The following is a 16,155-nucleotide window of genomic DNA, read 5'->3' as shown; positions in this document are numbered from 1 at the left end:
AACTTACGCTTCAATCCAATTGATTGTTGCTTCGGCTGACAATTGATCATCAACCATAATGCGATGCTTTGTCCGCATTTTTTCTGAATCTAGCACAATTTGCGAAGTGACAATATCATTCTGTCCGACTTCTTTTTCAAAGCGAATTTGAATTTGCGTCGCTTCGTGACTATTTAAAAAGTCAGCTCCCAAACCATCAATCATCCACTCAAAATATCGTGAATTGTTGACATGATGATTAAAGTCAATATCAGTATACCGCACAGCGTACATTTGGTCATGTAGGATTTCATCATCTGAACTAATACTTTCAGGACCTGGGCCACGCTTAATCCGCTTCACCACATCAGGTTCATATCCAGCCGCCATTTCATCTGGAATTCGAATCATTTTACGCTTGGTCATATCCATCATGGCAAACAATGAATGAATCTCAATCAATAACTCACCCTGTTCATCATAAAAGTTAAAATCGCGATTAGCAAAATATGACGTGAATTCCTTAGCGACCGTTTCAATTTTAACCGTTTCACCAACAATCGGACGACGTTTAATTTGAATATCGTATTGAAGCACAATCCAACCAAGACCATGGGCATGGACAAAATCATCTCCAATCGACAAAGATTCGGCTTGAAGATTTGAAGCCAAAATAGCAAGATTTAAAATCATCGGAATACTTAATTTTGTCGTCATATCACATTCGTAATATTTAATGACGTGATTTGTATCATAAACTTGACTCATCATTTTTGCTCCTCATATGTTTGATATAACGCCTGTCGATCGAGTTGGCGCAGTTTTGAAACCTGTTTTACGGCTGCTGTCGTCTTCATACCTGACGCAACTAATGCATTAACAGCTTCAACAGGACTCAATTCGGCTAACGGGTCAGCAGCTTCTACTGCTTCCGTAGGATGATCGTTCCCTGCAACCATCACCACAAACTCACCCCGAACTTCACTTTGTTGGGCCCAGTCAGCCACCTCCGCTGCTGTACCACGAATGAATTCTTCGTACTTTTTCGTTAACTCACGCGCTAGACTCACCTGGCGATCATCCCCATACACGGTTTGAATATTCGCCAGTGTTTTCGCTAAGCGATGGGGTGCTTCATAAAATAAAATTGTCTCCGGCTTTTGCGCTAAGTCCGTCAACGTCTTTATTTGTTCAGATTGTTTACGTGGCAAAAAACCATAAAACGTAAATGGCTGTGGGCTTAAGCCTGATGCCACCAAAGCGGTAATTCCCGCACTTGCACCGGGTAAAGGCACAACTTGAATGTCAGCGGCCAAAGCAGCCAAAACTAATTCATGTCCAGGATCGGAAATAGATGGCATTCCAGCATCCGATACCTGTGCAATATTCGTTCCATCTTGTAGGCGTTCCACTAACTCCGGAATTCGATTTTCTTTATTATGCTCGTGAAAAGAAATCTGCTTAGTTTCAATTTCAAATTGATTGAGCAATTGTTGCGTATGACGTGTATCTTCAGCGGCAATCAAGTCAACTGATTTAAGCGTATTTACCGCTCGATAGGTCATGTCTTCTAAATTCCCAATTGGGGTTGGGACCAAGAACAAACTACCGCTTGCTTCTTTTGTAAAACTTCTTTGTTGCTGCATGTTTAAACTGCCATCGCTTTCTGACTCTTTAAAACAAAACTTTCGAGAGTCGTTTGGGGATTTAAATTCATATCTAAGGCATGTGGCATCATTAAGGCTAGATCAACTATCTGTAACCATTGCGAATCCGCTAACTTTTGGGCAATTTGTTGCCATTTTGATAAAGCGTCAAAGCCCGATGTAACCGATCGCCCTTGTCGTGCTAAGAGTGTATCGCGGGTCGCTTGAATAATCATATCAACTAGGACCTTAACCGACTGTTCTTTTGCTAATGGCATAAGCTCGGTCTGAACTAGTGTAAATGTTTGCAAATCCTGACCTAATAAGGCCGACATGAAACGTTCAACACTTTGCCGAGCTCGATCAAACCAATCCTCGGTCAACCATTCTTGCGCAAGTGTCATATCATCGGTAAGTTGCTGAGCAAGTTGCGCATTCGTCTGCGAGTATCCCATAGCAATTAATTGAGTTTGGATTTGGTCAGCTGGTAAAGCATTAAATTCGATTACCTGTGAACGCGAAATAATGGTTGGTAGCATTTGTTGACGACTTTTAGCGATTAGAATAATCGTTTGTTGCCCTTGTGGTTCTTCCATTGACTTCAACAATCCATTTGCCGCGCTTGAAGTCATCGTTTCAGCTGCATGAATAATTAAAACTTTACGCTCACCTTCAACAGCTGTTTTAGACAACTCCCCTTGCAAAAAACGGATTTGATCCACCTTCAAGCTATTGCCCTCGGGTGCTAATTCGACAACGTCTGGATGTTCGTGTTGCGCTATTCGCACGCACTGATTACAGGTGCCATCTGGGTCACCCTTTTCCGTTGGATGTAAGCATAACAACCGCATCGCCAACCAATCAGCAACCTCAGCTTGACCACGACCATTGGGCCCAACAAATAGGAATGCATGCCCTAATTGATTCTGGGCAATAGCCCGTTCAAAATTGGCAATAATTTGTGGTTGATCATGCTGTGCTGTGGCAATCAATGTCGCGGCCTGACTTACCTCTGACATGACGCTTCCTCACCTTCTTTAAAATTGATGAAATTGGGCAACATCTTGCACAAAGACCGTCGCACCACCAATTTCAACCTCCATTGGTGTAACAACTGCTGACTCAACAGTGTCCATGCTATAAGCCGGTGTCATTAAACGATCCCGTTTTTGGGCTGATTCCTTAATAATAGCTAAAACTTCGTCGACACGGTCATCATCAATTCCAATCATAAATGTCGTACTTCCGGCCTTCAAAAATCCACCGGTTGAAGCTAAGCGTGTTGCTCCAATCTCAGCTTTAACTAAAGCCTTTCCTAGCTTAGCTGCGTCTTGATCCTGTACAACTGCTGTAATCATTTTCATGGTCATGCCCCCTCGTTATGCTTCAGTTGGTAGTGTTAAAATATGTTGCATTGCATCCCAAGCATCTGCCACCACTTGTTCTAATGGCTGGCTGGCATCTATCACCCAGAACCGTTCTGGGTCTGCAGCAATTAAACCGTGGTATGCCGCACTTACGCGTTGATGAAAGGCGAGTGCTTCGACATCCAATCGGTTAATTTCGTCTTGGCGCGTTGCTTGAATCCGCGCTAACCCAACTTCTGGTGCTAGGTCAAGATAGATGGTTGCTTGTGGTTGAAGTCCATTAGTCGCGTATTGATTTAAGTCCGCCACTCTTTCGGCACCTAATTCACGCCCACCACCTTGATACGCTATTGAGCTATCAAGATAACGATCGGAAATAATCACCTTGTCATCCGCCAATGCTGGGCGAATGGTTTCAACGACATGTTGTCGACGTGCTGCTGCATACAACATTGCTTCAGTCCATGGATCCATTGCCGGATACGCTGGGCTTAACACCAGGTCTCGAATCGCCTCTGCGACTTGGTTGTCACGACCACCAGGTTCGCGAGTAATCACCAACTGCTCCCCTAACATAGGTGTAAGTCGATCTAAAATTGCGTGCAAGACTGATGTTTTACCAGCCCCGTCCGGTCCCTCAAATGAAATGAACTTTCCCGTCATAATCTACACCCTCATCCTTTATTACTTTCTATTATACCATAGCAAAAAAAGGACTTAACCTAAAGCTTAGGCCCGTCCTTTTTAGCGTATTCTTACATTTCAGGATGAATAAAGGCAGTATGCCAACTTGCCGTGATATCACGCTTGCGGGCAGCCCGTAACAAAAAGAAATATTTTTGTTTTTCAATCGCTGTTTGTGCCTTGATCATTCGTGGATCGGCATCACTTTCAAACATCGCTGCTTCTGATAGCTTTGCTTTTTCAAAGTTATACTTGGCATTTGCAATACCATCCGTCAGATAATTATCGTAAACGGTTGGGTCCAAACGCTTTTTCTTTTTAATCCCAAACATGGTTAAAGTTCTGTCCTTCCTTCAACTGCCTTAATTAATGTAATTTCATCTGCGTAATCAATATCACTACCAACTGATAGGCCGGTCGCCAACCGCGAAACTTTAATCCCAGCCGGTTTCAACAGCCGTGACAAATACATGGCTGTGGCTTCACCTTCTGCATTTGCATTAGTCGCGACAATGACCTCTTGAATCGCATCGTTTTTTTGTAACCGCGTAACAAGAGAATCAATATTAATATCATCTGGTCCCTTACCTGCCAAAGGTGACAAAACACCATGTAAGACATGATAAAGCCCATGGTACTCACCCGCATTTTCAATCGCCATTAAATCTTTAACTTCTTCAACCACTAGTACTGTAGTTTGATCACGTGTCGGATCAGTACAAATACTACATGGATCTGATTCAGTCAAATTACCACAGATACTACAGAACGTTAAATCACGTTTGGCTGAAATAAGCGCTTGGGCAAAACTGGTCACATCTTCCTCAGGCATATCGATTACATAGAATGCTAATCGAGTTGCCGTCTTGACCCCAATACCAGGTAGTTTCGTAAAACTATCAATTAATTTTGCAACTGGTTCTGGATATTGCACAACGCTTACCTGCTTTCTATCGAATTAGAATCCGCCCATTCCCTTTGGTGCAAATTGTCCCAAACGCTTTTCAGTATCTGCTTCAATTTGCTTAAGGGCATCATTTACAGCAACCAAAACCATGTCTGAGAGTCCTTCTGGATCTTCAGGATCAATCACATCAGGCTTTACTTGCATATCTAACATTTGACGGTCTCCGTTAAATGTTACGACAACCATATCTTCAGGTGCTTTTCCAATGTACTCAGTTTCAGCAATTGCTGCTTGTTCTGATTGTACTTGTGATTGCATCTTCTTCATTTGCTTCATCATGCCTTGCATATTTTGTCCACCAAACATCTCTTCATCCTCTTTTCTTTTAATTAATCATCTTGTGTTTCAACGAGTTCTTGGCCAAAAATCGCCCTCGCCTCATTAACTGCTGGATCCTCAGGTTCACTTTGGTCGGCCTGTTCAACTTCATCAATCAGACCTTGCATTCCCGGATCATCCGCAACAGGTTGCGGTTTTGTGGGTGCTTGTGGTGCACTTTGATCACCACGCGTTGCCTGCACAAACGCTGAACGCATCTCAGGCCACTGCTCATTTGTAATGAACACTAACTGGCGTTCCGTCTTTGATTCGGTGAGCACTCGTAATTGCTGCGTCATTGTTGTTAACAAATCATTATTGCGACTAGCATTTATACGAATAATGTCAAAATCAAAGGCAACAACCAAGCCATCTGGTGATGCTGCAATCGGACGTGCTACGTTCAACATCGCTTGTTGCGGTACTGGCAAACTGTTAACTAAATCAGACCAAATCGTCTGGACCCGACTTAAATCACCACGCGTTGCCTCACGCAAAACATTAAACACAGCGGCTTGATCATCCAAAACCGTGATTTTCGTTTCAACCGGCTTTTTTTCTGAATTCGACGCCTTAGTAGCGACTGTTTGAGATGTAGCCGCCATACTTACCGACGCCTCTGAAACCGGAGCCGAATGAGTAGCAGCGGCCGCTTGTGACTGTGGGGTTACATTTGACGTTGTAACCGATTGTTCCGTTGTCGCAGGAGCCGATACCGTCTGTGGTGCTGGACTTACCGCACTAGCTGCAACATCAGCACTCAACTTAACCGTTAACACTTCCAAATACACACTTGGGCGATTTGTATAGCGTAATTGTTGTTGTGTATCACTTAAGATATCAATCATACGATACCATGTTTGTGCCGGTGTATTTTGCGCTAACTGCTTAAAATTATCATCTGGCACTAAAGTGATTAAATCAGGCGCTTCCGTATACAATAGTAAGTCGCGCGCGTAACTAATCAAATCTTCTACAAAGCGATTTACATCTTTTCCCGCATCTAGAATTTCTTCGACTTTAGCAAGTGCTAATTTTGTATCTTGGGCTTGTACAGCCTGAACATACTCTCCTAACAAGCTTTGTGTAACAGACCCTGTCACTAGCAATGCGTTTTCTAGCGTAACGGTATCATCCCCGAATGACAAAACCTGATCCAAGATACTTAACGCATCACGCATACCACCGTCCGCAGCATTCGCAATCACGCGTAACGCATCTTCATCATACTTATCACCGACCTGGTCTAAGATATAGACCATCCTATTCATCGCATCCTGAGCGTTGATTCGTTTAAAGTCAAACCGCTGTGTTCTTGAAATAATAGTTGCTGGAATCTTTTGAGGCTCCGTTGTAGCTAAAATAAAAATAACATTAGCTGGGGGCTCTTCCAAAGTTTTCAATAAGGCATTAAAGGCCCCTGTTGAAAGCATATGGACCTCATCAATGATGTACACCTTGTATTTACCTTGGGTTGGCGCATAATTCACATCTTCACGAATCTGACGAATTTCATCAACACCATTATTCGAGGCAGCATCCATTTCGATAACATCAGCAAAAGATCCATCGTTAATCGCTAAACAAATCTCACACGTGTCATCCGGCTCCCCATCAACAGGGTGTAAACAGTTAACCGCCTTGGCAAAAATTTTGGCCGCTGACGTCTTACCAGTTCCGCGAGGACCGCTGAAAAGATAGGCATGAGTGATTTGGTTACTGATAATTGTGTTTCGAAGAGTTCGAGTCACAACTTCTTGACCAATCATGTCGCTAAACTTTTGTGGACGCCATGTCCGATATAAAGCCTGATATGCCATTTTCAACGTCCTCCTATTTAAAATCTATTCATTCTATTTTACCAGAAAATGCGATAAAAAAACGCCAGCCGATAAAATTATCAGCTAGCGACTTTAATTACTAAAGGAAGTGAAGCACAATACACGGTCTCCTTAGTGCTGCTGCCTTCCGACCCTGACACGGTTCGAAGTGCATACTTGCCTCACCGAAAATAATTATAACATGCACAGAATTATTTGACCAGTTTATTTTCCGCTTCTTTTCGTGCGCGCTTCTCCGCTTTTCGCTTTTTTCGAACAGCTTTAAAGAAGGCTTTCAAAAGCGCACTGCATTCAGCCTCACGCACGCCCGCGACAACATTTACTTGATGGTTCAATCGAGCATCCCCTAAAACATTATAAAGTGAGTCTACTGCACCACCTTTTGGATCAGCTGCACCATAATAAACATCTGTAATTCGTGTTTGTTGAATCAAACCCGCACACATTAAACACGGTTCAAGGGTGACAAATAGTTGCGCCTCTGGCAAACGCCACGAATGTTCAAACCGATTTGCCTCACTAATCGCCATCAACTCCGCATGTTGGGTAGCATCTTGCATACGCTCTCGTAAGTTAAAACCTCGACTTACAATTTGACCATCAATGACAACAACGGCACCAATTGGTACCTCACCCAACGCACCAGCTTTTTTCGCTTCGTATAAGGCTTGACCCATAAAATAATCAATTTGTTTGGGTGATAGATCAGTCGACATTTACACTCTCCATAATGTAATAACCCTTATCTTTGGCAATCGTTTGCGCATTCCCAAATGTTTCTTCCATCAATTTCTTTGCTGAAGGCGCACCTTGTTTCTTTTGTAAAACCACCGTCAATGTTCCTTCAGGCAATAGATGTTCCTTAGCTTGTGAAATCATCGTTTGTACGATATCTTTTCCAGCTCGTACGGGGGGATTGACCAGGATTGCTGCAAAACGATCCGGCACATTCTCATAGCAATCAGATTGCACGACTTCAATTTGATCAGCCACATGATTGGCTTGCGCATTCCGCTTAATTAACTCAGCGGCACGATGATTGATTTCCGCCGCCACAAATTGTCGGTTAGGTAATGCTTTCGCTAAACTAATAGCAACTGGTCCGTATCCGGCACCCAAGTCCAAGATTTTCCCCTCAGGAATATTTTCTGAGTCAAACGCTTCCAACATCGTACGGGTCCCATAATCAACGGTGCTTTTAGAAAAGACACCAGCATCGGTGGTAAAGCGCAAGTCATGCGCCAAAAGATTAAATTCGAATGTATGTTCATCATGAGCCGTGGTGGGCTCAGCTGTATAGTAATGATCTGTCATTTTATTTACCTCGTTTTTGTCTCTTCTATTGTAGCACGCTTCATTTAACCACCCCACAAAAAAAGGATGATTGCCCTGAGGCAAGCATCCGTTTATTTTTAATGAACGTAACGATTTAAGAAACCGTCAACAGTCTGCTCATATTGCACAACATCTTTACGATAAGCTTCCATGTGATCAGCATTTGGCACAAGTAACTTTTCCTTTGGCCCATTTGCTGCATGATATACCTGATCCAACATGTATGATGGTACAAAGTCATCCTCTGCTCCATGGATAAAGAGCATTGGACGATCATTGCGTTGCACAGCCTTCACGGCATCAGCTTGTCCATATGAATATCCTGCAATAATCTTTGAATAGACAGACATAATACTGATGATTGGTTGAGCCAACCATTTTGGAATATTGTAGAGCGAGTTAGCTTCATAGACAAGCTCATCTCGAACACTTGTGTAACCACAATCCTCAATGAAGGCTTTAACTTGTTTAGGCGGATTCATACCAGAAAGAATCATCGTTGTGGCACCACCCAATGAGGTTCCATAGACGACAATCTCACTCTTAGGATTATCTGCGACAAGTCGTTTAATCCACTTCATATAATCCTTCGCTTCCAGATACCCGTAACCAATGAAACTTCCTTGTGATGCTCCGGCTGACCGGTTATCAGTAAGGAGGACATTGTAGCCTTGATTATGCATGAGATTAGCATATGGAATCACTTCACGATGATCAACCGAGAAACCATGAATCACAATGGCAGTTTTGTTGGTTTTACGTGCAGCAGGAATATACTGCCCTTTCAAATTTAGACCATCATCTGTTTTCATTGAAACATCTTTTTTATTTGGCACTTTAGCCCACTGTTGTTTTTGCTTTGACAGCGGATCTGACTTTGGTGTTTGTTTTTCAGTCACAAAACTTTTATCGGCCCGCACCTCCGCCACATAAAAGAAACCGGCTGCGGCAACCATCAATAAGACGACAACACCTAACACCGCCATGCCTAGCATTTTAACTGTTTTCCCCATTCATTCTCAATAAACTCAATCCAAACGAGTTTATCATCCTCCAATCTGTGAAAAAAATTTTATAATTGCAATAACAATCCATTATAACCAATTCAACGTCAAAATAAAATGTATAGGGCGTTAACTAATTCACTTATTTTGATTTAGGTCGCGTTTTACTTGATAACTATGATACAATATTAGAAAAAAATGAGAGGTGTTTCATGGCATATTCTGAAAATTGGAATCTTGAAGGTATTTACCCTGGTGGCGTTACCGGAGAAGCTTTCCAAACTAAACTGGCAACAATTCAATCTCAAATCGAGGATCTAACGCATGCCGTTGCATCTTATCAACCAACACAAGACAATGATTTCAAGGAATTAATTAACCTAACGTCATTAGTCCAAACACTTGAAAGTGGTCTTAAAACCGTTAACACCTATATTAATGGTTTAATCTCAGCTGATTATACGAATCCAACTTACCGTCCATACGATAACAAAGTTCAAGCATTAGCGGCAGCTTACAACCAACCCCTAAATGCCTATAAGGCTTTATTGGCTGAGTTTGATGATGCAACATTTGCCAAGATTTTAGCCGACCCTGCTTTGACTGATGTTGCTTTTACATTGGATGAAATGCGCCATGGTGCCCAACGCTTGGGCGATGCATCGACCGAGGCTTTGCTTGATCAACTCCGTTTGGACGGCATTAAAGCATGGTCAAGCCACTATGACGTGGTTGCCTCAACGTTAAGCATGCCATTCACCGATGAACATGGTGCGACAAAAACGATTTCCGCCGGACAAGCACTTAACATGTTGGATGGTTATCCCGATAATCAAGCTCGTGCTGGTTTGATGGATGGTTACGAGAAGATGTGGGGCGATGCGCAAACAATTACTGCTGATACATTGAATCATTTAGCAGGTGCGCGTCTAACCGAACAAAAAGCCCACCATTATGATAATTATCTCGAACAACCACTTGAATTAAACCGGATGTCGCAAGAAACGCTTGATGCGATGTGGCAAGTCGTTGATGCCAATAAGGACATGTTTAAAGCCTACTTTGCCCGCAAGGCAGAACTACTTGGCTTGGATAGCATTGGGTGGCAAGATCAAGTTGCGCCATTAACACACGTTGGAGACTACCAACCACATTCTTTGAGTTATGACGATGCAGCCAATTTCATTGTGCAGAACTTTGGAAAATACTCACAGAAAATGGCCGACTTTGCGCAATCAGCCTTTGATAACCACTGGATTGAAGCCGAAGATCGTCCTGGTAAGCAACCTGGTGGCTGGATGGATACGCTCCCTGACATTCATGAATCACGGATTTTCTTAACCTTTACTGGTTCGGTTAACGATGCGGCAACAATTGCTCACGAATTGGGGCACGCATTCCATTCAAGTCTGTTAACCGACCTACCCGTTTGGCGAGATGATTACGCGATGAATGTTGCTGAAACAGCTTCAACTTTTGCTGAAATGTTAATTGCTGATGCCAATGTGCAACAAGCTCAATCTGATGCTGAAAAGGTTGTTTTGCTTGATGCCAAGATGACTAATCCAGTAGCAATGTTTATGAACATTCGTGCCCGTTTCTTGTTTGAAAACAAATTCTATCAAGAACGCGAAAACGGTTATGTCCCTGCTGAGCGCTTAAATGAAATCATGGATGCAGCCCAAGCTGAGGCTTTCGATGATATTTTGGATAAACGTCACCCCCATTTCTGGTCATCAAAATTACACTTCTACATTGATGACATTCCATTCTATAACTTCCCTTATACCTTTGGTTACCTCTTTAGTTCAGGTATTTACGCCTGGGCCCAAAGCCAAAAGGACTTTGAAGCATCATACATTAGCCTGTTACGTGACACTGCTAACATGTCTACTGAAGAGTTGGCAAAGAAGCACCTCGGTGTCGATTTGACCGAACCAGACTTCTGGCAAGCCGGAGCTGATTTGATTAAACAAGATATTGATGAATTCATCAGCCTTTCTGACCAATTTGTTAAATAATAAAATAAGCTATAAAAGGCCGGCCTTGTTAGAAATAACAAGGTCGGCCTTTTACTTAATTACTTGACTAATTTGAGTGACGTTAGGGCCACAGAAAAAAAGCATAAACCAGTAATTAAATATTGTAATTCTACTTGTCCAAGGGGATGCGCTAGTTGCAGCGCGTACACCACATTCGTCATACCAACACTAGCGGCCGCGATATGCCACCAGCGTGGCGCTAAGTCTTTTGATGCAAACAAGCAAGCTCCCGTCAAACAAGCACATTCGAAACGATAAAAATGTGTCGTCCCTTGCCATAGCATTAGGCTAAATACCATACTTAACCCTAGTAGAAAATATATCCAATTTAAATAACGTGAAATTACCATAATTCAATCCATCCATTGTTCCGTTGTCGATCACGCGAGTCAATGACTCGTGCTAAGACAGAACCTGGTGAGCTATAAGCTAAGGCAAAATCAGTTGCTAAGTTAGCATATCCGGCCGCTCGACCAAGTCCCATCGCTTTGAGTTTACGACTCACGCGTTGTTGAATGAACCGTTTTGCCGCTGTCTTCCCCTTCCGTCGAACCAAAGCTGCTGCTGCACCAACGCCACCACCAACACTGGCAGCAATGACCACATCTAAGGCAATACCCAACACACGAGTCGACACACGCCCATGGCGCGCAGCAAGCACCTGTTCACCTGATACTAAACCTTGATGATTTGCATTAATGGCTTGAATTAACAAAGTTGTTGCCTGCTCAACATCCCCATAGTAAGCCTGCTTCGAATCAAATAAACCACGCATAATCTTCAATGCCGCTGCTTCATCGCTTGGGCTCGGTAGATTGAGTTGTTGGATTCGACTTTTCAAGCCAGCCTCAAATTTTGTCAGTTCGGTTGCCGTCATCAGCTGCACATCTAATTTACCACCAATCGATAAATCAGGTTGTCCTGTGGATTGTGTCAGGTTGGTTTGAGTAAGCGCTGCTGCACCGATGTCAGTCGGTGGCACCAGACTTGGTACCGTGGCTGCTAACAAAACGGTTGCTGCTGTTGTAAGTGTCATTTGTCGCATCAATTGCATATTCGTCCCCCCTATATTGTGTCAATTCACGTATACGATCATTCCCCTCCTTGTTTTGATTACCACCTTTTGGCGACATAATATAGACGAAAGTGCGCTTGTTTTTTGTACAATTTGACTTAAATAAATTATCTGATTCCGTGTTCGGAAACCATAACGGTCATTTTGCTTTTTCATGGCTAAGATTGCGACAAGACGACCACATATGTCAACTTCATGATTTTGTTGACCTTATGTATAAAAAAAAAGCGTTTAAAATCATTTTCAATGATTTCAAACGCTTATCTTTGTTTCTGGTGTTAACTAATTATTGCACGCGATAAATTTTCTCATCAATCAAGTCAAATTGTGGTCGGGTCGCATTGATTGCGATTAAATCCTTTAGTTTGGCATTCTGCCAAAAAGTGTGCGAATCAGTTGCCCCATCTCTTTCCCCAATTACCAAAAATTCGAGAGTCGGATATTTCTGACGTAATAATTGAAGTACCTGCCAGTCGATTTCACTTGTGTCAGGTGCCCAACTCATCAGAACTACTTCAACTTCAGTACCATAACGTTCAATGGCCTCAAGGGCACTCAATGATTCAACGTCAATGACTGGCTGAACTGCTGTTATTGGTTGATTTAACCAATCTTGATTATCTGTGACATATAGTTTCTGATTAGGTTGTAGAGCTTGCAAGCCCGCGCTTAAGTACCCCTGTCCTGCCATGATTTCTAAGGTTGGTCGTCCATTTAGATACTGACTCAAAGCGGTTAAAAATTGAGGTGTTAAATACGCATACATATTGAAGTCTTCGATAAATTCATCACGAATATTCTGTAAACAATAATCGACTTGTTCTAGCGCCTCGCGCTGGTCTGCCCATACTTGATTCCCGTGTTCAGGATCATTCGGATATCGTGCTAGAATCGCGGCCTGAACCGCAAGAATATCGTCCGAAGTAATTTCCATCGCATGTAGTGTCGGTGGATACAAACCTTGATTAATCGCACGGACACTCTGCTGAGCTAGGGATATTTTTTGTTTGACGGTCGGGACATTTTGGAATTCTAATAAAAAATCAGCTAGAGCATCGAGATAATCGATGTACTCTAACTGACGTCCCGGACCAAATGATAACTGTTGTTCTGACATCATTTTGGCTCCTAAAAAAGATTTTCTTGATGGTTGATCATGACATCTCCATCACTCATATCTACGGCTGGGTTTAAGTAGGCATTTACATATTGGAAAATATCAAACCGTTGTTGATCAGTTAACGGTTTCCCATTAAAATCAATTTCCTTACCTGATAGGAAGAGTAAGGATAGGTCTGTTTTTTCGGCCATCGTTCGTCCAACTAAAAAGTCCAACGATACCTCAAAAAAGTCTGCCAATTTGCAGACTTCCAAATACGAAGGTGATCGATCACCGCGTTCCCAGTTACCGATTTGCGCTGCCGTATTTGGTTTTTGACCTGGATCTAGCTGTTCATTCATGGCATCAGCTAAATTTTCCAATGTGATACCACGGCCTTTTCGTAATTCACGCAAACGATCTGGAAACATGATGTGCCCTCGATTTCCCTTTACTTAAATTTAATAATCATAACTATGACCATTTTACCGAACTCTCCGTTATTTTTCCACAGTTTTCTGTGGAAAAAGTCACAGAATTTAATCGACTTGAGGTACTGTTAATACCGTCACATCAACTGTCACACGCTGCAGAGGTGTGCTTTCTGCTAGGGCTTGGGCTTCAGGGCGGGCACCCCAATGTAATGGTGTCATGTGTAACAGATCAACATATTTATCAGTTGGGATATCCCAAGTATACGTAACGGTCTGTTGGCTAGCTTGCGGATAACGTTCCAGAAAGCGTGTTAGTACCTTTTCATTACTATACGTATGATTACTTGAATCAACTGGATAGAGCATTTCACGTAGTTCATGTAAATAGCCTGCATTAGGTATCACTTTAACTAGCCGTCCACCTGGCTTTAACACACGGTTAAATTCGTCATAAGCACTTGGTGAAAAGAATTCAACGATAGCATCCAAGCTATTTTCGTTAAAGGGCAAGTGTGCTAAGTCAGCCACCATAAAAAAAGCCGGTGAATCTAGTTGCGTTCCGAGATTAACGCCAACTTTTGAAATATCAAAGCCGATTCCCACATCTTGATTGTGGTGTAAATCTAATAATTTGGCGAGCGGTGTACCTTCCCCTGTACCCACATCTAAGAGCGTTTGTGGCTCAGTGGGTAGTTGGTCTGCAACAGCCTTAATAATGCCGTCAAATAACCCTGCAGAGAGCACACGTCGGCGTGCTTCAAGCATGGCATCATCGTATTCAGTATCAACGGCATGGTTAAGAAAATTTAGGCTCCCTTTCTTATTCACATCAATAGTATGCCCATTCGGACAAATTAATGTATGTGCCTCGACACGTTCATACGGTTCGCGACAAGTTGGGCACTGAAACAGGTGGGCATGTTCCCGCACAAAAGCAGTCCCTTGGTCGATTTTTTTCATTTACTTTAGTCCCTAACATTCGATTTAATACTGTTAAGTATACCGCATTTTAAGATGCACGCAAAAAAGCACCCAGTAAACTGGATGCTTTTATTTGATTTAGGCTTCAAAGCCTTCAGTTGTCATTGATGCTTCAAAAATCTTAACAACATCGCTTGGTTGCAAACTTACGTAAGCATGCTTGTCAAGTTGGCCAACCTTAACGGCTGACTCAGCCATTGCTTGGAAGTGTTCATCTGAATCGATACCAACTTCTGGTAATGTCATTGGGACATCAAGACTCTTGATCCAATCGTATGTCTTTTGGATAGCTGATTTAGCCACAGTCATGTCATCGTCACCAGTTAGGTGCCAAACGTTTCGTCCGTATTGTGCAAACTTTGGTGCTGTTTCAGCGCTCAAAACATATTGCATCCAACGTGGAGTCAAAATACCAAGACCAACCCCATGGGTAATGTCGTAGTAAGCTGAGACTTCGTGTTCAATTGGGTGCACTGTCCAACCGTTTTCATTACCAAGACCCACAATACCGTTCAAAGCCATGGTTGAGGCCCACATCAAGTTAGCGCGAGCATCGTAGTTTTCAGGTTCTTGCAAAGCTGTATCGGCCCACTTAATGTCAGCACGCATGATACCTTCTTTAAGGCCGTCTTGCACGTCCTTGTTTGCAGCATTATCAAAGTATTGCTCAAACAAGTGTGACATAATGTCGATTGCACCAGCTGCAGTTTGCCACTTAGAGACTGAGTAAGTTAACTCAGGATCTTCAAATGATACCGCTGGTGACTTAGGACCATAGGTACCTAACTTTTGGTTTGTTTCTGGGTTTGAAATAACTGAACCGTAGTTCATTTCAGTTCCAGTTGCTGCCAAAGTTAAAATATCGACAACAGGGACTTGGTCAATTTCCTTACGGAGACTAGGATTGATAACAAGGTCCCAAGGATCGCCTTCGTAGAACTTCGCTGAGCCAATTACCTTGCTGGCATCAATGACAGAACCACCACCAACAGCCAAAATAACGTCAACATTTTCAGCTTTGGCAATTTTTTGTCCCTCACGAACAGAATCAATCTTTGGATTTGGCGCAATGCCGCTTAATTCGAAGATATCAAAACCACCAAGTAAGTCTTTCACTTGATCATAAAGGCCGTTTTTCTTAATTGAACCACCACCATACGTCAAAAGGACACGCTTACCAAAGCGTTCCAAAACTGGTCGTAATTCTGATTGAATACGATCATGGCCAAAATGGATTTCTGTTTTATTTACATAAGTAAAATCTTGCATATTGTGCCTCCCAGCATTGATTTTCATTAACAATTTGTAAGTACCATTATGACACACTTATTTAGAAAATTAAACCGTAAATGAAAAAACTCACTGACAAATTGTCAGTGAGTT

Annotated in this window: 19 protein-coding genes and 1 other RNA gene; 1 reads left to right on the top strand and 19 read right to left on the bottom strand. The window is 42.5% G+C overall.

Features of this window, described 5'->3' with window-relative positions:
- Nucleotides 1–3: 3 nt before the first annotated feature.
- The 13 genes from IE337_RS00865 to IE337_RS00805 all read right to left on the bottom strand — a co-directional run bounded on the left by IE337_RS00865 (nt 4) and on the right by IE337_RS00805 (nt 9,150).
- Nucleotides 4–750, bottom strand: coding sequence for an acyl-[acyl-carrier-protein] thioesterase (locus tag IE337_RS00865; protein ID WP_243185598.1), 747 nt, complete (start codon nt 748–750; stop codon nt 4–6).
- Nucleotides 747–1,625, bottom strand: a complete 879-nt coding sequence (rsmI, locus tag IE337_RS00860) for a 16S rRNA (cytidine(1402)-2'-O)-methyltransferase (protein WP_191136464.1) — start codon at nt 1,623–1,625, stop codon at nt 747–749. The genes IE337_RS00865 and rsmI overlap by 4 nt, the downstream gene beginning before the upstream one ends.
- A 2-nt stretch (nt 1,626–1,627) precedes the next feature.
- A complete protein-coding gene (gene holB / locus IE337_RS00855; RefSeq protein ID WP_191136463.1) occupies nt 1,628–2,644 on the bottom strand; it encodes a DNA polymerase III subunit delta' in 1,017 nt (338 codons plus the stop codon).
- Between the two features lie 18 nt (nt 2,645–2,662).
- Nucleotides 2,663–2,989, bottom strand: coding sequence for a cyclic-di-AMP receptor (locus tag IE337_RS00850; protein WP_057745131.1), 327 nt, complete (start codon nt 2,987–2,989; stop codon nt 2,663–2,665).
- A 15-nt stretch (nt 2,990–3,004) separates the two neighbouring features.
- Entirely contained in the window at nt 3,005–3,655 is a 651-nt protein-coding gene (gene tmk, locus IE337_RS00845) for a dTMP kinase (protein WP_191136462.1), read from the bottom strand.
- A 92-nt stretch (nt 3,656–3,747) separates the two neighbouring features.
- A complete protein-coding gene (locus IE337_RS00840) occupies nt 3,748–4,008 on the bottom strand; it encodes a YaaL family protein (protein WP_057745125.1) in 261 nt (86 codons plus the stop codon).
- 2 nt (nt 4,009–4,010) lie between these two features.
- Nucleotides 4,011–4,610: a recombination mediator RecR gene (gene recR / locus IE337_RS00835; RefSeq protein WP_057745122.1), complete on the bottom strand. Its 600-nt coding sequence runs from the start codon at nt 4,608–4,610 to the stop codon at nt 4,011–4,013.
- Between the two features lie 24 nt (nt 4,611–4,634).
- Nucleotides 4,635–4,949 carry a YbaB/EbfC family nucleoid-associated protein gene (locus IE337_RS00830; RefSeq protein ID WP_057745119.1) on the bottom strand — a complete coding sequence of 105 codons (315 nt, stop codon included), beginning with the start codon at nt 4,947–4,949 and terminating at the stop codon, nt 4,635–4,637.
- 23 nt (nt 4,950–4,972) lie between these two features.
- Nucleotides 4,973–6,781: a DNA polymerase III subunit gamma/tau gene (gene dnaX / locus IE337_RS00825; protein ID WP_191136461.1), complete on the bottom strand. Its 1,809-nt coding sequence runs from the start codon at nt 6,779–6,781 to the stop codon at nt 4,973–4,975.
- Between the two features lie 103 nt (nt 6,782–6,884).
- An RNA gene (gene ffs, locus IE337_RS00820) (signal recognition particle sRNA small type) lies at nt 6,885–6,970 on the bottom strand.
- Between the two features lie 23 nt (nt 6,971–6,993).
- Nucleotides 6,994–7,518 carry a tRNA adenosine(34) deaminase TadA gene (gene tadA, locus IE337_RS00815; protein ID WP_191136460.1) on the bottom strand — a complete coding sequence of 175 codons (525 nt, stop codon included), beginning with the start codon at nt 7,516–7,518 and terminating at the stop codon, nt 6,994–6,996.
- On the bottom strand, nt 7,508–8,116 hold the full coding sequence (locus IE337_RS00810; RefSeq protein WP_191136459.1) for a class I SAM-dependent methyltransferase: 609 nt from the start codon (nt 8,114–8,116) through the stop codon (nt 7,508–7,510). Before IE337_RS00810 ends, tadA begins: the two co-directional genes overlap by 11 nt.
- A 98-nt stretch (nt 8,117–8,214) precedes the next feature.
- Nucleotides 8,215–9,150, bottom strand: a complete 936-nt coding sequence (locus IE337_RS00805; RefSeq protein WP_191136458.1) for an alpha/beta hydrolase — start codon at nt 9,148–9,150, stop codon at nt 8,215–8,217.
- 203 nt (nt 9,151–9,353) lie between these two features.
- On the opposite strand from IE337_RS00805, the gene IE337_RS00800 reads away from it, so the two are divergent.
- A complete protein-coding gene (locus tag IE337_RS00800; RefSeq protein ID WP_191136457.1) occupies nt 9,354–11,162 on the top strand; it encodes a M3 family oligoendopeptidase in 1,809 nt (602 codons plus the stop codon).
- A 59-nt stretch (nt 11,163–11,221) separates the two neighbouring features.
- Here the strand turns inward: IE337_RS00800 and IE337_RS00795 are convergent, their stop codons facing one another.
- The 6 genes from IE337_RS00795 to IE337_RS00770 all read right to left on the bottom strand — a co-directional run bounded on the left by IE337_RS00795 (nt 11,222) and on the right by IE337_RS00770 (nt 16,041).
- The gene (locus tag IE337_RS00795) at nt 11,222–11,404 is read right to left on the bottom strand and encodes a hypothetical protein (protein ID WP_191136456.1); all 183 of its coding nucleotides are present in this window, start codon (nt 11,402–11,404) and stop codon (nt 11,222–11,224) included.
- Between the two features lie 122 nt (nt 11,405–11,526).
- Nucleotides 11,527–12,237, bottom strand: a complete 711-nt coding sequence (locus tag IE337_RS00790) for a hypothetical protein (RefSeq protein WP_191136455.1) — start codon at nt 12,235–12,237, stop codon at nt 11,527–11,529.
- A 307-nt stretch (nt 12,238–12,544) separates the two neighbouring features.
- Nucleotides 12,545–13,378, bottom strand: coding sequence for an SAM-dependent methyltransferase (locus IE337_RS00785; RefSeq protein WP_191136454.1), 834 nt, complete (start codon nt 13,376–13,378; stop codon nt 12,545–12,547).
- An 8-nt stretch (nt 13,379–13,386) separates the two neighbouring features.
- Nucleotides 13,387–13,788: a helix-turn-helix domain-containing protein gene (locus IE337_RS00780; protein ID WP_057745092.1), complete on the bottom strand. Its 402-nt coding sequence runs from the start codon at nt 13,786–13,788 to the stop codon at nt 13,387–13,389.
- A gap of 108 nt (nt 13,789–13,896) precedes the next feature.
- Entirely contained in the window at nt 13,897–14,751 is an 855-nt protein-coding gene (locus tag IE337_RS00775) for a methyltransferase domain-containing protein (RefSeq protein WP_191136453.1), read from the bottom strand.
- A gap of 99 nt (nt 14,752–14,850) precedes the next feature.
- Complete coding sequence (locus IE337_RS00770; protein ID WP_191136452.1) at nt 14,851–16,041, bottom strand: iron-containing alcohol dehydrogenase; 1,191 nt, start codon at nt 16,039–16,041, stop codon at nt 14,851–14,853.
- Nucleotides 16,042–16,155: the final 114 nt, after the last annotated feature.

The sequence above is a fragment of the Weissella viridescens genome, from assembly GCF_014789145.1.
In the GTDB taxonomy this organism is placed as follows: domain Bacteria; phylum Bacillota; class Bacilli; order Lactobacillales; family Lactobacillaceae; genus Weissella; species Weissella viridescens.
Note: the sequence above shows the minus strand (reverse complement) of the source record. Positions and strands in the feature narration are given on the sequence as shown.